The sequence below is a fragment of the Chryseobacterium jejuense genome, assembly GCF_900100075.1.
Lineage (GTDB): Bacteria > Bacteroidota > Bacteroidia > Flavobacteriales > Weeksellaceae > Chryseobacterium > Chryseobacterium jejuense.
In genome coordinates this window covers 26,324-45,774 of sequence record NZ_FNEG01000002.1, presented here as the reverse complement: position 1 = coordinate 45,774, position 19,451 = coordinate 26,324, and the positions used below count along the sequence as shown (strand labels likewise).

General features: G+C 35.2%; 17 protein-coding genes. 8 read left to right on the top strand and 9 right to left on the bottom strand.

Features of this window, described 5'->3' with window-relative positions; all coding sequences use genetic code 11:
* Positions 1–82 precede the first annotated feature (82 nt).
* Both BLS98_RS23210 and BLS98_RS05785 read left to right on the top strand, forming a co-directional pair.
* Positions 83–235 (top strand): hypothetical protein, encoded by a 153-nt coding sequence (locus BLS98_RS23210; RefSeq protein ID WP_167356177.1) that lies wholly within the window; start codon positions 83–85, stop codon positions 233–235.
* A gap of 159 nt (positions 236–394) precedes the next feature.
* Positions 395–2,149: a discoidin domain-containing protein gene (locus BLS98_RS05785; protein WP_089734557.1), complete on the top strand. Its 1,755-nt coding sequence runs from the start codon at positions 395–397 to the stop codon at positions 2,147–2,149.
* A gap of 51 nt (positions 2,150–2,200) precedes the next feature.
* On the opposite strand, the gene BLS98_RS05780 is transcribed toward BLS98_RS05785, so the two are convergent.
* The 6 genes from BLS98_RS05780 to recJ form a co-directional block, all read right to left on the bottom strand.
* Positions 2,201–3,055: an alpha/beta hydrolase gene (locus tag BLS98_RS05780; RefSeq protein WP_089734555.1), complete on the bottom strand. Its 855-nt coding sequence runs from the start codon at positions 3,053–3,055 to the stop codon at positions 2,201–2,203.
* Positions 3,056–3,136: 81 nt separating this feature from the next.
* Positions 3,137–5,398 (bottom strand): TonB-dependent receptor domain-containing protein, encoded by a 2,262-nt coding sequence (locus tag BLS98_RS05775; RefSeq protein WP_089734553.1) that lies wholly within the window; start codon positions 5,396–5,398, stop codon positions 3,137–3,139.
* Positions 5,399–5,441: 43 nt separating this feature from the next.
* Positions 5,442–7,718 carry an outer membrane beta-barrel family protein gene (locus tag BLS98_RS05770; protein ID WP_089734551.1) on the bottom strand — a complete coding sequence of 759 codons (2,277 nt, stop codon included), beginning with the start codon at positions 7,716–7,718 and terminating at the stop codon, positions 5,442–5,444.
* Positions 7,719–7,959: 241 nt separating this feature from the next.
* Positions 7,960–8,298: a DUF3817 domain-containing protein gene (locus BLS98_RS05765; protein WP_089734549.1), complete on the bottom strand. Its 339-nt coding sequence runs from the start codon at positions 8,296–8,298 to the stop codon at positions 7,960–7,962.
* Positions 8,299–8,379: 81 nt separating this feature from the next.
* The gene (gene nadD / locus BLS98_RS05760) at positions 8,380–8,964 is read right to left on the bottom strand and encodes a nicotinate (nicotinamide) nucleotide adenylyltransferase (RefSeq protein ID WP_089734548.1); all 585 of its coding nucleotides are present in this window, start codon (positions 8,962–8,964) and stop codon (positions 8,380–8,382) included.
* A 46-nt stretch (positions 8,965–9,010) separates the two neighbouring features.
* Positions 9,011–10,723, bottom strand: a complete 1,713-nt coding sequence (recJ, locus tag BLS98_RS05755; RefSeq protein ID WP_089734546.1) for a single-stranded-DNA-specific exonuclease RecJ — start codon at positions 10,721–10,723, stop codon at positions 9,011–9,013.
* Positions 10,724–10,832: 109 nt separating this feature from the next.
* Between recJ and BLS98_RS05750 the strand changes: the two genes are divergently transcribed.
* Positions 10,833–11,642, top strand: a complete 810-nt coding sequence (locus BLS98_RS05750) for a M48 family metallopeptidase (RefSeq protein ID WP_089734544.1) — start codon at positions 10,833–10,835, stop codon at positions 11,640–11,642.
* 75 nt (positions 11,643–11,717) lie between these two features.
* Here BLS98_RS05750 and BLS98_RS05745 read toward each other — a convergent pair whose 3' ends face one another.
* Positions 11,718–13,340, bottom strand: a complete 1,623-nt coding sequence (locus BLS98_RS05745) for an ABC-F family ATP-binding cassette domain-containing protein (protein ID WP_089734542.1) — start codon at positions 13,338–13,340, stop codon at positions 11,718–11,720.
* Positions 13,341–13,461: 121 nt separating this feature from the next.
* On the opposite strand from BLS98_RS05745, the gene smpB reads away from it, so the two are divergent.
* The 5 genes from smpB (at position 13,462) to BLS98_RS05720 (ending at position 18,279) form a co-directional block, all read left to right on the top strand.
* On the top strand, positions 13,462–13,920 hold the full coding sequence (gene smpB, locus BLS98_RS05740; RefSeq protein ID WP_045501613.1) for an SsrA-binding protein SmpB: 459 nt from the start codon (positions 13,462–13,464) through the stop codon (positions 13,918–13,920).
* A 77-nt stretch (positions 13,921–13,997) separates the two neighbouring features.
* On the top strand, positions 13,998–15,509 hold the full coding sequence (locus BLS98_RS05735; protein WP_089734540.1) for an OmpA family protein: 1,512 nt from the start codon (positions 13,998–14,000) through the stop codon (positions 15,507–15,509).
* Between the two features lie 97 nt (positions 15,510–15,606).
* Complete coding sequence (locus tag BLS98_RS05730) at positions 15,607–16,347, top strand: YebC/PmpR family DNA-binding transcriptional regulator (protein WP_089734538.1); 741 nt, start codon at positions 15,607–15,609, stop codon at positions 16,345–16,347.
* A 136-nt stretch (positions 16,348–16,483) separates the two neighbouring features.
* Complete coding sequence (locus BLS98_RS05725) at positions 16,484–17,308, top strand: UDP-2,3-diacylglucosamine diphosphatase (RefSeq protein WP_068940214.1); 825 nt, start codon at positions 16,484–16,486, stop codon at positions 17,306–17,308.
* Positions 17,308–18,279 (top strand): glycosyltransferase family protein, encoded by a 972-nt coding sequence (locus BLS98_RS05720; RefSeq protein WP_089734536.1) that lies wholly within the window; start codon positions 17,308–17,310, stop codon positions 18,277–18,279. Before BLS98_RS05725 ends, BLS98_RS05720 begins: the two co-directional genes overlap by 1 nt.
* On the opposite strand, the gene BLS98_RS05715 is transcribed toward BLS98_RS05720, so the two are convergent.
* The gene (locus tag BLS98_RS05715; RefSeq protein ID WP_089734534.1) at positions 18,268–18,558 is read right to left on the bottom strand and encodes a GNAT family N-acetyltransferase; all 291 of its coding nucleotides are present in this window, start codon (positions 18,556–18,558) and stop codon (positions 18,268–18,270) included. The genes BLS98_RS05720 and BLS98_RS05715 overlap by 12 nt on opposite strands.
* Before the next feature lie 122 nt (positions 18,559–18,680).
* Positions 18,681–19,430 carry an RDD family protein gene (locus BLS98_RS05710; protein WP_089734531.1) on the bottom strand — a complete coding sequence of 250 codons (750 nt, stop codon included), beginning with the start codon at positions 19,428–19,430 and terminating at the stop codon, positions 18,681–18,683.
* Positions 19,431–19,451: the final 21 nt, after the last annotated feature.

Below are 19,451 nucleotides of genomic sequence, written 5' to 3'. Positions count from 1 at the left end.
ATTATTACTAGTTTTATAAAAATCCAACTGAAGTAATTGTCTTACAGTTGGGTACAGTGTCAAATCAACTAAAAATCTTATTATGAAAAATCAAATTAAATCTAATGCAAAAAAGCTAAACAGAGAAGTATTAAAAAAAATTGAAGGAGGTAGTATTCCAATTGACGGAGGTGGCTGCAAGTGGCCTGAATGTATGAATAGCTTTGGAAGATGCTCCCGAATAGCTTGTATATAAATTAAATCATAACCAGATAAACCGTTGTATATAAATTTTACAACGGTTTTTTTATGTCTGACAGTTGTGCCATAGCTTACGCTCTATCTTCTGGATGGTCTTATGTGAAGAAAACCCAAAAAAGTTAGTTAACTTTGTCATTATCTTTAAAATCTAAAAATGAGACAATATCTTCTGTCATTAGCAATTTTTCTTGGAATCATTGTGGGAGCTCAGCAGAAAACATTTTGTAATCCGATCAACATAGATTATGGGTATACTCCTTTTGAAGTATTTTCAAAACAGGGGAAACACCGCGCCACAGCAGATCCGGTAATCGTCAATTTTCAGAATAAGCTGTTTCTTTTTTCCACCAATCAAGAAGGATATTGGTACAGTGATGATATGCTGGACTGGAAGTTTGTAAAAAGAAAATTTCTCAGAGATAATAAATACATTCATGATCTTAATGCTCCGGCAGTATGGGCAATGAAAGATACACTCTATGTGTATGGCTCTACCTGGGAACAGGATTTTCCGATCTGGAAAAGTACAAATCCCACTAAAGATGACTGGAAAATTGCAGTAGATACTTTGAAAGTAGGAGCATGGGATCCCGCATTCCATTATGATGAAGATAAAAATAAATTATACCTATATTGGGGCTCAAGTAATGAGTGGCCATTGCTGGGAACAGAAGTGAAAGTGAAAAATCTTCAGTCTGAAGGCTTCGTTAAACCTATTCTTAAACTGAAACCTGAAGATCACGGATGGGAGCGTTTCGGGGAATATAATGACAATGTTTTTCTTCAGCCTTTTGTAGAAGGAGCGTGGATGACGAAACATAACGGAAAATATTATATGCAATATGGTGCTCCGGCAACAGAATTCAGTGGATATTCCGATGGAGTATATGTAAGCAAAAATCCTTTGGAAGGCTTCGAATATCAACAGCATAACCCATTTTCTTATAAACCTGGAGGTTTTGCAAGAGGAGCTGGGCACGGAGCCACTTTTGAAGACAATTATAAAAACTGGTGGCACATTTCCACCATCTTTATTTCTACCAAAAATAATTTTGAAAGAAGACTGGGGATTTGGCCGGCAGGTTTTGATAAAGATGATGTGATGTATTGTAACACTGCTTATGGTGATTATCCAACTTATCTTCCACAGTATGCACAAGGGAAAGATTTTACAAAGGGTCTTTTTGCAGGGTGGATGTTGCTGAATTATAATAAACCGGTTCAGGTTTCATCTACTTTAGGAAGTTATCAGCCCAATTATGCTGTAGATGAAGACATCAAGACCTATTGGAGTGCTAAAACCGGAAATTCCGGAGAATGGTTCCAGACTGATCTTGGTGAAGCTTCTACAATCAATGCCATTCAAATTAATTATGCGGATCAGGATGCTGAGTTCATGGGAAAAACCCTAGGGAAAATGCATCAATATAAAATCTATGGCTCCAATGATGGTAAGAAATGGAATGTGATTGTGGATAAAAGCAAAAACACAAAAGATGTTCCTCATGATTATGTTGAACTTGAGCAGCCCGCAAAAGCCCGTTTTCTTAAAATGGAAAACCTGAAAATGCCTACGGGAAAATTTGCATTAAGTGGTTTCAGAGTATTTGGTAAAGGAGCAGGAAAGCAGCCTGCCAAGGTAGAAGGTTTTGTGCCTTTAAGAGCTGATCCAAAAAAATATGGGGAAAGAAGAAGTATTTGGATGAAATGGCAGCAGCATCCTGAGGCAGATGGCTATGTAATCTACTGGGGGAAATCTCCCGATAAAATGTACGGAAGCATTATGGTATATGGAAAAAATGAATATTTCTTTACAGGTGCAGACAGAACAGATGCTTACTACTTCCAGATTGAAGCGTTCAATTCCAATGGGGTTTCAGTAAGAACAGCAGTCGCAAAATCTGAGTAAATCAAATTAAAAAATATAAAAGGATAGCACGTTTTGAACCCTCAGAACGTGTTATTTTTTGTCTGTCTTTTTAAGAAAGTCTTCAATCTTATCCATAAGAAAAGTATTGTTAGGTTGTTTATCCCAATCCAAATGCCCACCGTTAAATTCATAAGACTCATGAACAACATTATTTTTACTCAAAACAGAATCCAAAATTTTGTTTTGACTTAAAGGAACCACACGGTCTGTTTTTCCATAGTAAGAAAGAGTGGGGGAAGAAGTGGTGTTAATCCAGTGTACAGGACTTGCAAAATTAACTGCTGAGGTTTTTACAGGCAATGTTTTATCATCAACTAAGTGTTTTTCTACAAAAGAATATTCTTCATAACTCTTAAAACCTTCATCTGAAAGATCAGCAGGACCTACAATATTGATCACTGCTTTTACGTTTTTATCAGTATCAAAATGATAAGCATAAAGCATGGATAAATGTCCGCCGGCACTGTTTCCCATAAGAATCACCTCAGGCTTATAGTTGAGTTTCTTTTTCAGAAATGCAATGACACTTTTAATATCATCTGTTTGATCGGGAATAGCATATTGGGTAGCAGAAGCCAGCCTATAATTCATATTGACAAAAATATGGTCCGGAAATCTTTGCATCATAGAAAGCGTAAAAAAGGTAAGCTGAGATTTATTTCCACCACGCCAGCCGCCACCGTGAATCATAATAAAGACTTCCTTTTTTTTAGATGATTTTTTATTGGGAATATAAAGATCCATAACCTGTTCCGCATTATTTCCATAATGAAGATTTTCCTCTTTATTAAAGCTGATATTATTTCCAAGACTAATCTTGTCTTCTTTACAGGCAGTTAATAACAGAGAGATAAAACAGATGATAAATACGAATTTCTTTTTCATACAATTAAAGATAAAAAACCTGCTGAAGAATCAACAGGTTTCTGTACAAAATAATTTGATTGAATATGAAGAAAGATAGTTTTATCTGGTTCTGCTCTTGATAGAATCTGAAGCCCCTTCAATGTCCCTTACTTTTTTCAGCTTTTTATTCCCGAAATTGTAAGTAAGACTCACAGTTAAGTCTCTTCGGTACTGATTCTGGTGGACATAGTTATAATTTCCGTTGGCTTGATAATCATCAATTACTACAATATTGGTTCTTAAAACATCATTTACATTCAGGGCAAACGTCCAATCGTTCCAGTTTTTCTTGATGCTGAGATCTAAACTTGATAAACCTCGTAACATACCCAGCTCTATCTGTTGCTTGTCTATGTAAAAGAAGTTAACCCCAAGGAACCACGTTTTAGCCTTATCAAGACGAATGGTATTATTGGTTTGAATCAAAATACTGGTAGAATTGATATTATTGACGTAGGTTAAAGGATTACCTTTCTGATCTACGAAGCGGTCTCCTGTAGTAGGATCTATATCCAGGCTTCCATTATTTCTGTTATGCTGAACGCCAATACTGAAGTTGGTTGTCCAATACTGCTTGAAAAATGTTTTTTGAATTCCAACCATGGCAGACATTTCCTGTTTATCCCCAAAATTGGTTCTGATATACCGTAAAGCAAGATTTTTTTCGACAACATCGTTAGGATGTTTAGGATATCCCTGCAAAGGAACCTGAGTGATAGCATCTTTAATATAAGAATGATTTAAAACTACAAAATAGGAGTTCTTATACATATACATCAACTCCTGATTATAATTGGATGCAGCTTTTACAAAAGGGTTGTTTTGAGTATAATTATCATCAGTCAGTTTATTTCTTACTGGATTTAATTCCCAAAAACTAGGCCTTCTCATTCTGCTTGAAAATGAATAGGAAATATTATTCTTATCATTAATCGCATAGTTAAGGCTTAGATAAGGAAGGAAATTATTGTAGTTTCTTTCAATTCTTTTAAGAGCTTCTGCATCTGAAGGTGGATTATCTGATGTTCCTATGCTGTTGGTAATTTCATATCTAGCTCCCAGCTTTCCTGAGAATTTATCCGAGAACTTCTTCTCAGCAGTAATGTAAAAGCCATAAATATTTTCATCATAAACAAAATGATTAGGTTTAGGATCAAATACTGGTGGTGGTCCAAAAACAAATGTGTCGTTTTTAGTATCGTTGTCTGTTTTTGTTTTATTATAATTCCCACCCACAGAAATAGTCAGATCATTCTTAAATTTCTGAATGTAATCTACCATTCCGGAGAAATTATTGATGACCTGTGGCAGATCCTGTATCAATTGTGTACTCTTTCCTAATACCTCTCTATTGATATTAGAGTTGTACGTCATATTATTGATATACTGAAATTTTTTATAGTTAAGATAAGATGCATTTACATTCAATTTACTCCCTAAAGAATCTGTTTTTAATTCATAATTTAAGTTCAGTGAGTTATTGTAACTTCTTGCATCCTCTTTGTTTTTAGACCAGGTATATTTTGGTTCTTTTTGGGGAGCAATAATCGTATTGAAGAGATTGACCGTAGAATTATAACTTTTATTGGCCCATGTATTCCAAGATAATGCTAAGTTGCTCTTATCATTTAATTGATAGTCTATATTCAGATAGCCGCCAATGTTTTTATTTGGATCATCAATATCACCGGTAGATTCATTGGATGAACTGTCACTACTGTTTTTCAGCGTGTAGGTTTGGGCTTCAATATTCTCACCACCACTAAGGCTGGCGCTTATTCCTAGTTTATCTTTTCTGTAATTAGCCGAAAAGCTTGCCTGGCTGCCATTATATTTACCTTGGGTATTAGAGAATCTCATATTTCCGTTAAGGCCATCGCTCATTTTTTTCTTTAAAACGATGTTGATAATCCCATCAGAAGATTCCACCTGATATTCGCTTCCCGGGACCGTAATCACTTCAATTTTTTGAATGTTTTCTGCCGGCGTATTTTTTAGGAACTGAGCCAATGATTCTGCATCCATATTGGATTTTCGTCCATTGATATAGATTAATACATTGTTCTTTCCTGCAATCTTTAAGGTTTTATCATCCGTTGAAGACAATAAGGGAGTTTGTTTCAGAATGTCGAACGTTGTATTTCCTTTCGCTATGGGAGAAGATGCAACATCATATACCAGACGGTCACTTTGTTTTTTGAAAACCTGTTTGGTGATGGTAACACCTTCTATATTTTTAGTCTTTGTAGAGTCAGATTTCTTTTCCTGAGCAAATGCACAGGTGCCGAAGATGACAGCTATTGACAAAAGTATACGTTTCATGTTTGTTTTTTTAGAGTGGTTAAGAGAGAGACGTTTTTATAGATTAGGTTCTTGATTTTACAGCATCATTCGCTGATTTCATTTCCCTTGCTTTTTTCAGTTTCTGATTTCCGAAATTGTAGGTTACTCCAATGCTTATTAATCGAGGATAACTGAAGTTGGTGATATTATTATATTTTCCATTAGGCTGTACACCATTAACTCTGTAGAAGCTCTGATTAAAAATATCATTACCTTCTGCAACGATGGTCCAGTCACCAATAATTTTCTTCACACTGATATCAAAGCTTTGTCTTACCCCTATTGTTCCGCCTTCCATGGCTACTTTGCTTCCGAAATAATAATTAACTCCTAGAAACCAGTCTTTTTTAGAAGAAAGACGAATGATATTGTTAAGGGTTGCAGACATATTATAGTTTTTAACATCTACGATATAAGGTTCCAGTTCTTCAGATTCATATGGACCCAGTTGAGAAGTGGGATCTTGCCATACTCCGCCTGTATAAGTATTGTATGCGAGATTTACAGAATAGTTAGTTGTCCAGATATCTTTAAACCAGGATTTGTTCATCCCAAGTGTTAAACCTATTTCTCTGTTCTTCCCATAATTGGTTCTGATGTATCTCAGGAATCTTATTTTGTCCATAAGCATATTACCCGCTGCATCGTATATGTAATTACCATTTTCATCCTTTTGGGGAGTCGTTAAAATTCCCTGTAGAGGAAGTAAGTCAGAAGCTGCCGCATCGTCTACCATAGTATAGCTCAGATTAAAATAGAATGCATTTTTGTACATATAATTCAGCTCCTGATTATAGAATTTAGCAGCAAGCACAAACGGATTATTCTGAGTATAGTTGGTAGGAGTAAAATACGTTCTGGATGGGTTCAGTTCCCAGAATCTCGGCCTTCTGATTCTGCTGGAGAAAGTGTAACTTAAATTGTGATCCGAATTGATAGCATAGTTTAAATTCAGATAAGGAAGCAGGTTATTATAATTTCTTTCAAATCCTGTTTTTCCAATTATATCTCCGGTACTTCTTGTCATTTCATAGCGGGCTCCAATCTTTCCGGATAACTTTTCAGTCAGCTTTCTTTCATAGTTAAGATAGATTCCTAAAATATTTTCCTTGTAAATAAAATGATTAGTTTGTTTAGTATCCATTACAAATTCATCACCTATCAATTTATCCTGTCTGGTATCATTATCTGTATTGGTGTAATTATAGCTTACTCCCATTAACCAGGTTGCTCCTTTTGTCGTTTTTTTAAGAAAGTCTATGTTAGCTGCATAATTGTTGATGATTTGTGGTACAGATTGTTGTAAAGCAGAGTAATTTTTTTTATACATTTCACTTGAAGGATCAAGACCTAAAGGAATACTTTCATTAAAGCTTACCTTGTCTCTGTTAAACCATAAATAAGAAACATTAGAAGTTAGTTTACTGCCTATAGAATCTGTCTTTATTTCATAATTTAAATTGAAAGAGTGATTTCTTGTTTGGGCATCTTCATGATTCACTGTTCTGTCGGATAGTTTTCCGTTTTGCCAGTTCGTCATATCCAGAATAGAATTGAAACTTTTATTATATCTCATATTATAAGAAAGTCCCAGACTCTGTTTTTTGTTGATCTCATAATCAACATTAAATCCACCACCGAAGTTTTTATTAGGATCATCATTAGTACCGTAAGACTCATTTCTGAAGGTTGCATCTCCATTAGAAAGCGTATATCTTTGTCTTTCCGTCCAGCTTCCCATTCTGAAATTAGAATTTCCTGACCATTTTCCCTGTCTGAAGTTAAAAGATCCTCCTGCATTAGGGTTGTTGTAATAAGCCTGCTCGTTCTGCATTTTCAAAGTTCCATTGTAGCCATTACTTTTGTTCTTCTTCATTACAATATTAATAACCCCTTCCTTAGATTCTACCTGAAACTCACTTCCGGGAACTGTAATCACTTCAATTTTCTGGATATCTTCTGATGGAGTAGACTTCAGCATTTCAATCAATGCCTCAGCATCCATATTACTTTTTTTATTATTGATGTAAATAATAGCATCAGATTTTCCGAGAATCTTCAATGTTTTACCATCAATACTTGAAATCATGGGAGTTTGTTTCAAAAGATTAAAAGTATTAGTGCCTTTAGCAACAGGAGAGGCTGCTACATCGTAAACAAGACGGTCTCCCTGCTTTTTGAAAACCTGTTTCTTGATATTGACTGACTCAATAGCATTTACTTTCAAACTATCTTTTTTCTGCTGGGCGGCAACAAGTCCGCTGAAGAATAGAGCTGCAATGAGAATTTGAGTTTTCATGATTATTATTTTTTAATTAATAGCTTGTATGGTTTGTTATTTTACATTACAAAGATATATAATAAATTTAGTATCATGCAATACAAAGTACTTAAAAATAAATTAAAATAATTTTAATACATTGATTATCAGTTGTTAAATTTTATGTTTAAAAATTTACTTGCTTGACCTTTCCGTATAATAAGACAACTGTAACAATAATTTTGTTACAGTAAAACATGAAATTTTATGAAAAATAATTTTATTCCCTGTCGAATTTTGCCAGTTTTTTATCTACCCATACCGTAGCAAAGGGGAAAAACGCAGCTAATAGAGCGAAGACAAAATCTTCATCATCCCAATTGTAGATTTTTCTTGCAGGAATGCAGAGTAAAAGATAGAGGGTAAAAAATAATCCGTGTAAGCTACCAACTACACTAATAAAAATAATGGAATACAGATTTTCATCATATCGAATCCAGATCATCGCAACACAATACAATAAAACACATGAAATGGCCTCTGCAAGACAAATCTGTTTAAACCATTTGATGAGCTTTTCCTGGGAGTATTTTGAGAAAAATTTTTCGATGAAGTCCATTTCTTGTATGATAAGTAGAGCGTTAAAAGCGAAGAGACTTTTGTTTCTAATTTTTAACCTCTGATTTTTGGTTTTGCAAAATTACTTATAAAAATTACTACCATCCAAATATTCAAAGACTTCAGGTGGTAACATAGGCCTTACATTCTTACTGTCTTTTATCATATTACGGATTTCAGTAGCAGAAAGTTCTATCACCGGAGCTTTTATCATAGAGATATTCTCATGCTGAAGATATTCAGAATCTTTCTTTTCGCCTTCAAATACCCTCGGATAAACAATGATATGGTGATTCTTAATCAGAGCATCAGCATTTTTCCATTTGTTAAGACTATCCAGATTATCTTCTCCCATAATCAGGCTGAAAGAGTAGTCCGGATATTTTTCGTGAAGATAAGTAAGAGTATCAATAGTATAACTTGGCTTCGGAAGAGAAAACTCTACATTGGAAGCACGCATTTTTGGATAGTTTTTCACAGCGAGCTGTACCATATCCAATCTATTGTGGTCTTTCAACAAAGATTTCTTATCCTTGAACGGATTTTGTGGGCTCACTACAAACCATAGTTCATCCATATCCGTATTTTCCAGAATATAATTAGCTAAAATAAGATGTCCGATATGGATTGGATTAAAAGATCCGAAGAATAGCCCGATTTTTTTCATATTAGTTAGGTAGCAGGAAATAAGTAATCGTATGAATGATGATTACCTAATCCCTAAACTTTACATCTTTTATATTGAGATAATGAGTTACATTGCCTTTCCAGTGATTTTCTTCCAGAGTAAAAGCAAGGTCAAAACTTTTATTTTTAAAATCCTCTAGAAATTGTCCTAGTTTGAAACCAACACATTCAATATTTCTTCCTGTAGCTTCCTGTTTAATATAAAACTTCAGGTGATTATTATCTTTCCCCATTGTTTTTACATAACCCGAAAGTTTCTGGTCATTTAGGGTGAAGATAGGCTTCATATTCTGAGGTCCGAAAGGAGCCAGTTTTCTGTGGAAATTGATAAACTCTCTGTTGATATCATCAACCTCAATTTCTGAATCAATAGTAATAGAGGGTTCCTTTTGGTGGTTCTGAATTTTTTCTGAAACAATTTTTTCAAACTTTATTTTGAATGCTTCAAATTTTTCTTTCTCCATAGAAAGTCCGGCAGCAGCATGATGCCCCCCGAATTTAAGGAAATATTCAGAACATAAATCCAGAGCTTCATGAACATCAAAATCTGAAACAGATCTTGCGGAAGCTACCATTTCACCATTATTACCGTCTGTAAAGACCAGGGTAGGTTTATAGTAGGTTTCAATAAGTCTTGAAGCTACAATTCCGATTACCCCTTTGTTCCACTCAGGATGATAAACAATGGTAGTATGTTTTGTTTCCTGCTGAGATTCTATAATCTGATTCAAAGCAGAAAGGGTAGAGTTCATATCCAGCTCGCGTCTTTCATCGTTGAGATTCATAATGTCACTCACGATCTGGTTGGCATGTTTCAGATTTTCAGAAACCATAAGCTCTACAGCCGCTTTTCCATGGGAAATTCTTCCTGCAGCATTTATTTTAGGAGCAATTTCAAAAACAATATTTGAAATTTCAAAATGAGACAGTTTATCCTCAGGAATTAATAACCTTATCCCAAGATTTCTTGTTTTTCTAAGGGTTTTCAATCCCATTTTTGCAAGAACCCTGTTCTCTCCGGTCATAGAAACAATGTCGGCGGCAATGGATATAGCCAGAAGATCTGTAAGTTCAAATAACTCAGCATCCGGAAGTTTATAGATGGTATTCAGTCCCTGGCAAAGTTTAAAGCCTACACCACATCCGGAAAGCTCCTTGAATGGATATCGGCAGTCACTTCTTTTAGGATCCAGAACAGCTGCAGCATTAGGAATCTCTTCACCGGGAAGGTGGTGATCACAGATAATAAAATCTATGTCCAGGCTGGAAGCATAACTAATCATATCGAGCGCCTTAATTCCACAGTCTAGAGCAATGATTAATGAAAAACCATTCTCTTTAGCAAAATCAATTCCCTCTGTAGAAATTCCGTATCCTTCAGAATTCCTGTCCGGAATATAGTAGTCCAGATATTTTTTCTCAACAATTTTGCTAAGGTAAAGGTACATTAAGGCAACTGCTGTAGTTCCATCCACATCATAGTCACCATATACCAATATTTTTTCGCCATTTTCAATTGCAGTGGCAATACGCTCTACAGCTTTTTGCATGTCTGCCATTAAAAACGGACTGTGTATATCGTTAAGGTTTGGTTTGAAAAATTCTCTAGCCTTCTGATAATTGTCAATTCCTCTTAGAACGAGAAGTTTAGATTCAAAAGTGCCAAAACCAAGTGACGAACTTAGTCCGTCCACAACTTCCTCATCGGGTTCGGGCTTGTAAATCCATTTTTGACTCATGTTCACAAAAATAAGGAAAAAAAATAGCATTTTGATTGGATAGGGAGCTAAGTTTTGACTTAATAATTGTTAAAAATTGATTACCTTCGTCCTCCAAATTTAAATGACTATGAAAAAAATTATCGTATGCCTTACTATTTTAGGGGCAATGAACTCGATGAATGCACAATTTAATCTCGGAAAAGCTGCCGGAGTTGTTACAAAGGGTGCAAAAGCTTTAACGTTTACGAACGAAGATGCCATCAAATTATCTAAAGAATCTGTAGATTGGATGGATAAAAATAATGCTGTAGCAGGACCTAAAGATCCATATACAGTAAGATTGAACAAACTGTTTGGAAAACACAAAACACAAGACGGTCTGAATCTGAACTATAAAGTATATAAAGTAAAAGATATCAATGCTTTTGCTTGTGCAGACGGTAGTGTGCGTGTATTCTCTTCTCTAATGGATATTATGACGGATAACGAATTATTGGCTGTAATTGGCCATGAAATCGGTCACGTTAAAAATCAGGATACAAAAGATGCCATGAAATCTGCTTATTTAAAAGCAGCAGCATTAGATGCAGCTTCATCAGCATCTGGAGCAGTAGCTACTCTTAATGACAGCCAGATAGGAAAAATGGCTAACGCCTTTTTAGATGCTTCTCACAGTAAAAAACAAGAATCTGAAGCAGATACTTATTCTTATGATTTTATGAAAGCTAATAAGTATGATGTAGTAGGTGCTTATACCGCTTTCAAAAAATTAGCTTTATTGTCAGAAGGAAGTACACAATCTGGTTTTGAAAAAATGTTCAACTCTCACCCGGACAGTGAAAAGAGAGCACAAGCTGTTAAAAAGAGAGCAGAAAAAGACGGATTATGGAAAGATCCGGGAACTGTAGCTATTCCAACAACGAAACTTACAAAATAATTATTTTATTTATTGTTTAAACGAAAAAACCTCAAAGCATTGCTTTGAGGTTTTTTATATATTGAATGTATCAGATTAAGAATACATTTTCTCTCTTAATTCCTTTACTTTTTTATCAGCAAGGTATTCGTCATAAGTCATTTCTCTGTCAATGATTCCGCTTGGAGTCAGTTCAATGATTCTGTTACAGACAGTTGATAACATTTCGTGGTCATGAGATGCCAATAAAAGGTTTCCTTTGAAGTTAGACAATGAGTTGTTCAATGTTGTGATACTTTCAAGGTCTAAGTGGTTGGTAGGTTCATCTAATAAAAGAACGTTAGCTTTCTGAAGCATCATTCTACTGAACATACATCTCATTTTTTCACCTCCGGAAAGTACTTTACAAGATTTCAGCGCTTCATCACCAGAGAAAAGCATTCTTCCTAAGAATCCTCTTACGAACTCTTCGTGGCGCTCCTCATCGTTTTTAGTGAATTGTCTTAACCAATCAACCAGGCTTAAATCTTCCTGGAAGAAATTAGTGTTATCTAAAGGCATGTGAGATTGGTTTGTTGTAACTCCCCAAGCAACAGTTCCTTTGTCTGCCTCAACATTTCCAGCCAGAATTTCGAAAAATTCAGTGATTGCCAGAGAGTTTTTAGAAAGCACTGCTACTTTATCCCCCTTTTTAAGGTTTAAATCAATACTAGAGAATAATAATTCTCCGTCTTTTGTTTTTTCAAGACCTTTTACATCAAGGATTTGATCTCCAGCTTCTCTTTCCATTTCAAAAATGATGGCAGGATATCTTCTTGAAGAAGGCTTAATATCGTCAATATTTAATTTGTCGATCATTTTCTTTCTTGCAGTAGCCTGTTTAGCCTTAGCAACGTTAGAACTGAATCGGGCAATGAAATCCTGAAGTTCTTTTTTCTTCTCTTCAGCTTTCTTGTTAGCCTGAGCTCTTTGTCTTGTTGCTAATTGAGATGCTTGGTACCAGAAAGAGTAGTTACCCGTATAAAGGTTAAGTTTAGCATAATCTAAATCTCCGATATGTGTACAAACCGTATCCAAGAAGTGACGGTCGTGAGATACTACAATTACAGTATTCTCGTAATCAGCAAGGAAATCTTCAAGCCAAGATATAGTATCAATGTCAAGGTCATTGGTAGGCTCATCCAGGATTAGTACATCAGGATTTCCGAAAAGTGCCTGAGCCAAAAGAACCTTTACTTTGTCCTTGTTCTCAAGTTCACTCATCATTTGCCAGTGCATATCATCTTTGATACCTACGTTTGAAAGCATGGTTTGTGCATCAGATTCTGCAGTCCATCCACCCATTTCATCATAGATTACACCCAGTTCCCCAGCTTTAATTCCATCTGCGTCAGAGAAATCTTCTTTTGCGTATAACGCATCCATTTCCTCTTTTATCTCAAATAATTTTTTATTACCTCTTAGTACAGCTTCAAGAACAGTATATTGATCAAAAGCAAAGTGATCTTGCTCCAAAACTGACATTCTCTTCCCTGGTTCCAGAGATACGTTACCTGTTGTAGGATCCTGCTTTCCTGTTAATATTTTAAGGAATGTAGACTTTCCCGCCCCGTTTGCTCCGATGATCCCGTAGCAGTTTCCTTTGGTAAACATAATATTTACCTCGTCAAAAAGAACTCTTTTCCCGAATTGTAAAGATAAGTTAGATACTGTTAACATATAGTTTTGTAAATTTGGCGCAAAAATACGAAAAGAATTTGGGTATTTTGTAATAATATAATAGTCAAGTTTTTAAATGTATGGTATTTTTTATATATTTCATTAACGAAATTTTAAAATGATGAAGATTGAAAAAACAGTCAGTATATTAAATAGAAGAGCCCGCTTTGAATATGAAATTCTAGAAGAATACGAAGCTGGAATGGTTTTAACAGGTACAGAAATAAAATCTTTACGTTCTTCTAAAGCATCTATCACAGAATCCTTCTGTCAGTTTATTGATGGGGAGTTATACATCATCAACATGATGATTGATGAGTATAAATTGGGAACTTTTTACAATCATAAAACAAAAAGGGAACGGAAATTGCTCTTGCACAAAAAAGAATTGCAGAAACTTGAAAAAAAGTTAAAGGATGCAGGAAATACGATTATACCTTTGAAATTATATATCACTGATCGAGGGAAAGCAAAAGTGCTGATAGCGCTGGGTAGAGGGAAAAAGCTTTTTGATAAAAGAGAGGCCATTAAAGATAGAGAAAATAAGCGGAACCTGGACAGAATATTAAAGAAAAGTTAAAAATCATTTGAAAAACTTTGTATATAAAGAAAAATTATATTTATTTTGCATTATCAATTATTTAATCATTTAATTCTATGAAAAATCTAAAATTAGGAATTTCAGCATTGGCGCTTACCGTTGCCTCTACTGTTTTCGCACAGACTACCAACAATCCGTGGTTAATCGGAGTTGGTGCTCACGCTGAAAACCACGTAGCAGCAAGATCTTCATTCGGTAATACGTTCTCTGCGAAAAATTTGACAAAGAATCTGTTCAATATGAACAGCTATTCTATTACACCTCCATTATCTAAGCTAACAGTTGCTAGAAACGTTGGTAAAGGTTTAGTTATCGACTGGCAAACTTCTGTTGGAAATGTTGAAAACAAAAGATTCAACATGGGGAAAGAATTTTTCTTGATGACAGGTATTGGTTTCCAGGCTAAAGCTGCAGGTCTTTTATGGAACGAAGAATCTTGGTTCGATCCATATTTAAGAGTTGGTGCTAACTACCTAAGACATGACTATACAGGACAAACATTCCCTAAGAATGGTCTTGATGCTAATGGTAATGTATTAGATGCTAACGTACCAAACGGAAAAGATGGTAACGAGGCTGGTAAAGCTAACTTCTTTACTGTATCTACAGGTGCTGGTGCTAACTTCTGGGTAACTAAAAACTTCGGTCTTGGTATCCAAGGAGATTATGTATCAACTCCAGGTGATAAGTCTACTGTTGCTAACTTCTGGCAAGCTTCTGCGTCTATCTTATTCAGATTCGGAAACAGAGATAGAGATAAGGATGGTATCCTAGATAAAGACGATCTTTGTCCAGATACTCCAGGTTTACCAGAATTCCAGGGATGTCCTGATACTGACGGTGACGGAGTTCCAGATAAAGACGATCAATGTCCAGATGTAGCTGGTCCAGTTGAAAACAACGGTTGTCCTTGGCCAGATACTGACGGTGACGGTGTAATCGATAAAGATGATGCTTGTCCTACAGTTGCAGGTCCTGCTGAAAACAAAGGTTGTCCTTGGCCAGATACAGACGGTGACGGTATCCTTGATAAAGATGATGCTTGTCCTACTGTTCCAGGTCTTCCAGAATACAACGGATGTCCTAAACCAAAAGAAGTAATCGCTACAAATGCAACAGGTGCACTTAAAGGAATCTTGTTCAACTTTAACAAAGCGACTATCAGACCAGAATCTAACAGCAAATTAGATGAAGCTGCTACAATCATTAAAGAATCTACTGATGGTACGTTCTTAGTAACAGGTCATACAGATGCTAAAGGTGCTGCTGCTTACAACTTGAAACTTTCAAGAGAAAGAGCTGCTTCTGTGGTTGCTGCTCTTGAATCTAGAGGAGTTAGCGGTACTCAGTTAAAATCTACTGGTGTAGGTTCTAGAGATGCTAAAGTTCCAGCAAAAGCAACTGATGCTGAAAGAATGGTTGACAGAAAAGTAGTTGTTGAAGCTATCAACGGTGCTGCTTGGGATGCACTTAAGAAATCTGATCTAGACGTAGTAGTGAAGAAGACTGTAGTGAAAAAAGGAAAAGCTCCAGCTAAGAAAAAAGCTCCAGCTAAAAAGAAAAAATAATTAATTTTTCTAAATAATGAATACCTCCAAATTTTTTTGGAGGTATTTTTTTTTTGTAGACTTTTAAGTAATTTTGTTGAAAATTTAAAATTTAAAAATGGGAAGAGCATTTGAATATAGAAAAGCTTCTAAAATGGCCAGATGGGATAAAATGGCCAAAACATTCTCTAAAATAGGTAAGGATATTGCATTAGCTGTAAAAGCTGGAGGAACAGATCCTGAAGCTAACCCGGCATTGAGAAGATGTATCCAAAATGCTAAAGGGGCAAACATGCCTAAGGATAACGTAGAAAGAGCAATTAAAAAAGCCAGTGGTGCTGATGCTGAAAACTATGAAGAAATTACTTATGAAGGATACGGACAGGGAGGTGTTGCTTTCTTTGTAGAATGTACTACAAACAACACTACAAGAACGGTAGCTAACGTAAGAGCTATTTTTAATAAGTTTGACGGAAACCTTGGTAAAAACGGTGAGCTTGCATTTATCTTTGATAGAAAAGGAATTTTTACAATTGATTTGGCCCAAGTGAAAATGGAGTGGGATGACTTCGAAATGGAAATGATTGATGGTGGAGCTGAAGATGTAGAAAAAGACGAAGAAGAAGTAATGATTACAACTGCTTTTGAAGATTTTGGATCCCTATCTCACAAATTAGACGAACTTGGAATTGAAGCAAAGAGTGCAGAATTACAAAGAATTCCAAACAATACAAAAGAAGTAAACGAAGAACAGTTCAAAGCGAATATGAAAATGCTTGAGCGTTTCGAGGATGATGATGATGTACAAAACGTTTACCACAATATGGAAATCACTGAAGAGCTAATGAACTCTTTATAAAAAATAACATAGCATTCATATACAGTTAACTTTCAATTAGTTTCTTTGTAAAAAACTATGAAACGCCTTACCATGTTTTCAATTCGGAAATAACAGGCGTTCCGTCCAGCAAATTTTAAAGCTGAAAAATATACGGATGAAAAGAAACGTTGAGTTAGTTGTCATATCGGATGTTCATTTGGGAACTTATGGATGTAAGGCTAAGGAATTGCTGAGATACCTCAATTCTATCCAGCCTAAAACTTTGGTTTTGAATGGTGATATTATTGATATCTGGCAATTCAAAAAGTCTTACTTCCCTAAACCTCATTTGAAAGTGATCCGGAAGATCCTTTCATTTGCTACCAAGAATACGGATGTTTATTATATCACAGGCAATCATGATGAAATGTTCCGTAAGTTTACCGATTTTGAATTGGGAAAACTGAAAGTCTGTAATAAAATATGCCTAACTATTGACCAGAAGAAAACCTGGATCTTTCATGGTGATGTTTTCGATGCCTCAGTTCAGCATTCCAAATGGATCGCCAAACTCGGTGGAAAAGGATATGATCTTTTAATTATCATCAATAATGTTGTAAATTGGTTTTTAGAGAAGATGGGTAAAGAAAAATATTCATTTTCAAAAAAAATTAAAAATAATGTAAAGAAAGCAGTAAAGTATATTGGAGACTTCGAGCTTACAGCTTCTGAACTGGCCATTGATAATCAATACGACTATGTAGTGTGTGGGCATATTCATCAGCCTCAGATTCGAGAGGTTGTTAATAAAAAAGGATCCTGTACTTATCTGAATTCCGGAGACTGGATTGAAAACCTGTCGGCACTAGAATATCATGATAAGGAATGGAAGATCTTTTATTATGACGATCATAAACATTTACTAAAAGATGACGAAGCAGAGGAAATACAGGAGATGGATAATTCTGAGCTTTTAAAAATCGTAACCAATTTCACTTAATGAAAATTTTGTATGCATTTCAGGGTACCGGAAACGGTCATGTGGCCAGGGCACAGGAGATTATTCCGATACTCAAAAAGTATGCTTCGGTGGATACACTCATCAGTGGTCACCAATCGCAATTAAAGGCTGATTTTTCCATTGATTTCCAATATAGAGGTATTTCCCTTCTTTATAATAAAACAGGCGGTTTATCCTACCGAAAAACATTTGTTGAAAATAAATTCTTTGATGCAGCAAAAACAATAAGGAATTTAGAGCTTTCTCAATATGATTTAATCATTAACGATTATGAACCTTTGACAGGCTGGGCCTCAAAACTGAAGAAGCTGCCAATGATTGAACTTAGTCATCAGGCCTCCATGAGTTTTGCGGAAACCCCTAAACCTGAAAAGAAAGATTTTCTGGGAGAAATGATTTTAAAATATTATGTTCCCAGCGAAAGAAAGATTGGTTTTCATTTTGAAAATTATCATCCACAGATTAAAAAACCGGTCATTCGAAGAAAGATCAGAAATCTTAATCCTTACAAACAAGGCTATTACCTTGTTTATCTTCCAAGTTTTGCAGATGAAAATATTATTAAGGTTCTAAGGAAAATTCCGGTAGAATGGAAAGTATTTTCAAAATACAGTAAAGTACAGATTAAAGTAAAAAATGTTGAAGTATTTCCTATTGATGAAATCCAATATCTCAAATATTTTGAGGGTTGTGAAGGAATTCTGTGCAATGCAGGTTTCGAAACTCCCGCTGAAGCACTTTTCATGGATAAAAAGTTATTTGTAATTCCTATTCATAACCAGTATGAACAGGAATGTAATGCCTGTGCTCTCGATAAGATGGGGATTCCGAATTCTAAGGTTCTAAACCTGCAGGAGATTATGGAGTGGGTAGCTTCAGATCATCATCTGGAAGTAGATTATCCGGATGATATTGAAGAAATTCTGGTGAAGGATGTTTTAATTCTTTAAAAAGATATCCTCCACATCATTCATTCTCATCATAACTGCTCTTGCATAAGAACAGTGAGGATAAACATTCCAGCTATTTTCCCTTGCAAATTTGATGGCTTCTTCCACTAAATATTTTCCCATTCCTCTTCCTTCAAATTCAGGATGTACCAAAACAAAAGAAATAATCAGTTTTTGATCTTCCGGGAAAATAGTATACGTTAATCTTCCTATTTCTTTTATTTCGTTATTCAGGGTAAGAACTCCGCCGTTTCCGGATTTGTTGTTTTCAAATTTCATGATAAGGGGCTTTATTGCTAATAAAGATACGAAAATTATGAGGACTGATGAAATGTATTGGTTTCAATAGTTTATTATTCACCATTCATTTTGAGAAGCAAAATTTATAATTGAAGAGTTTGCTAATTATCTTTTCCTGTATAATAGTTATAATCTTTAATAATAACATTGATAAACTGTTTTTCCGTCATTTTGGTAGGATCTATTTCCAGTTTAAGAATGCTTTTAATCTTATCGGAAAGCTTACTGATAATCTGACGGTCATCGGCTTTCACAGCTTTGGTATAATTATCTTTGATGATTCTCATATCATTATCACTCAAAGCAATCACCTGAGGAAATGAAGGAACATAGTCTTCGTTGATGTTTTCAAGAATAGTATGAGAAATATTGATGTTGTTCTTTAAAGAAATCACAGCAGTTCCTGAAGCGATATCCCCCAAACGCTGATTGTTTTTGGAAACAATCATTGAAATTAAGCCTACCACTCCGGCAAAAGATACATCAACCAGTCTGAATACCCAACGGATCATATAATCTCCAAAACTGGCCTGGTATCCATCAATCTTTACCACTCTGATTTTCATAAGTTTTTTTCCAGGGGTCTGTCCTTCCATTAAACTCTCCAAAACAAGAGGATAAATGTAAGTAGGAAAAGTAAGGATAATATAAACGGCCATTACAGACCAACTATCAAGGCCATTAAGTAAATAGCCCAGGTCCAGGATGTTGAAAAATAAATACAGAACGATAACAACATAGGCAACCCTAATCAGAAGATCAATGATAAATGCAAGCATTCTTTCTCCAACACTTGCTGTATTGAAGTTAATATTTACATTTTGTGAGGTATTTATCGCGATCTGAGACATATTTTTTATTATTTTAGCCTT

Excerpts from the sequence above, each read along its gene's own strand:
- BLS98_RS23210 (WP_167356177.1), top strand. The coding sequence starts at position 83 with ATGAAAAATCAAATTAAATCTAATGCAAAAAAGCTAAACAGAGAAGTA.
- BLS98_RS05785 (WP_089734557.1), top strand. The coding sequence starts at position 395 with ATGAGACAATATCTTCTGTCATTAGCAATTTTTCTTGGAATCATTGTG.
- BLS98_RS05780 (WP_089734555.1), bottom strand. The coding sequence starts at position 3,055 with ATGAAAAAGAAATTCGTATTTATCATCTGTTTTATCTCTCTGTTATTA.
- BLS98_RS05775 (WP_089734553.1), bottom strand. The coding sequence starts at position 5,398 with ATGAAACGTATACTTTTGTCAATAGCTGTCATCTTCGGCACCTGTGCA.
- BLS98_RS05770 (WP_089734551.1), bottom strand. The coding sequence starts at position 7,718 with ATGAAAACTCAAATTCTCATTGCAGCTCTATTCTTCAGCGGACTTGTT.
- BLS98_RS05765 (WP_089734549.1), bottom strand. The coding sequence starts at position 8,298 with ATGGACTTCATCGAAAAATTTTTCTCAAAATACTCCCAGGAAAAGCTC.
- nadD (WP_089734548.1), bottom strand. The coding sequence starts at position 8,964 with ATGAAAAAAATCGGGCTATTCTTCGGATCTTTTAATCCAATCCATATC.
- recJ (WP_089734546.1), bottom strand. The coding sequence starts at position 10,723 with ATGAGTCAAAAATGGATTTACAAGCCCGAACCCGATGAGGAAGTTGTG.
- BLS98_RS05750 (WP_089734544.1), top strand. The coding sequence starts at position 10,833 with ATGAAAAAAATTATCGTATGCCTTACTATTTTAGGGGCAATGAACTCG.
- BLS98_RS05745 (WP_089734542.1), bottom strand. The coding sequence starts at position 13,340 with ATGTTAACAGTATCTAACTTATCTTTACAATTCGGGAAAAGAGTTCTT.
- smpB (WP_045501613.1), top strand. The coding sequence starts at position 13,462 with ATGAAGATTGAAAAAACAGTCAGTATATTAAATAGAAGAGCCCGCTTT.
- BLS98_RS05735 (WP_089734540.1), top strand. The coding sequence starts at position 13,998 with ATGAAAAATCTAAAATTAGGAATTTCAGCATTGGCGCTTACCGTTGCC.
- BLS98_RS05730 (WP_089734538.1), top strand. The coding sequence starts at position 15,607 with ATGGGAAGAGCATTTGAATATAGAAAAGCTTCTAAAATGGCCAGATGG.
- BLS98_RS05725 (WP_068940214.1), top strand. The coding sequence starts at position 16,484 with ATGAAAAGAAACGTTGAGTTAGTTGTCATATCGGATGTTCATTTGGGA.
- BLS98_RS05720 (WP_089734536.1), top strand. The coding sequence starts at position 17,308 with ATGAAAATTTTGTATGCATTTCAGGGTACCGGAAACGGTCATGTGGCC.
- BLS98_RS05715 (WP_089734534.1), bottom strand. The coding sequence starts at position 18,558 with ATGAAATTTGAAAACAACAAATCCGGAAACGGCGGAGTTCTTACCCTG.
- BLS98_RS05710 (WP_089734531.1), bottom strand. The coding sequence starts at position 19,430 with ATGTCTCAGATCGCGATAAATACCTCACAAAATGTAAATATTAACTTC.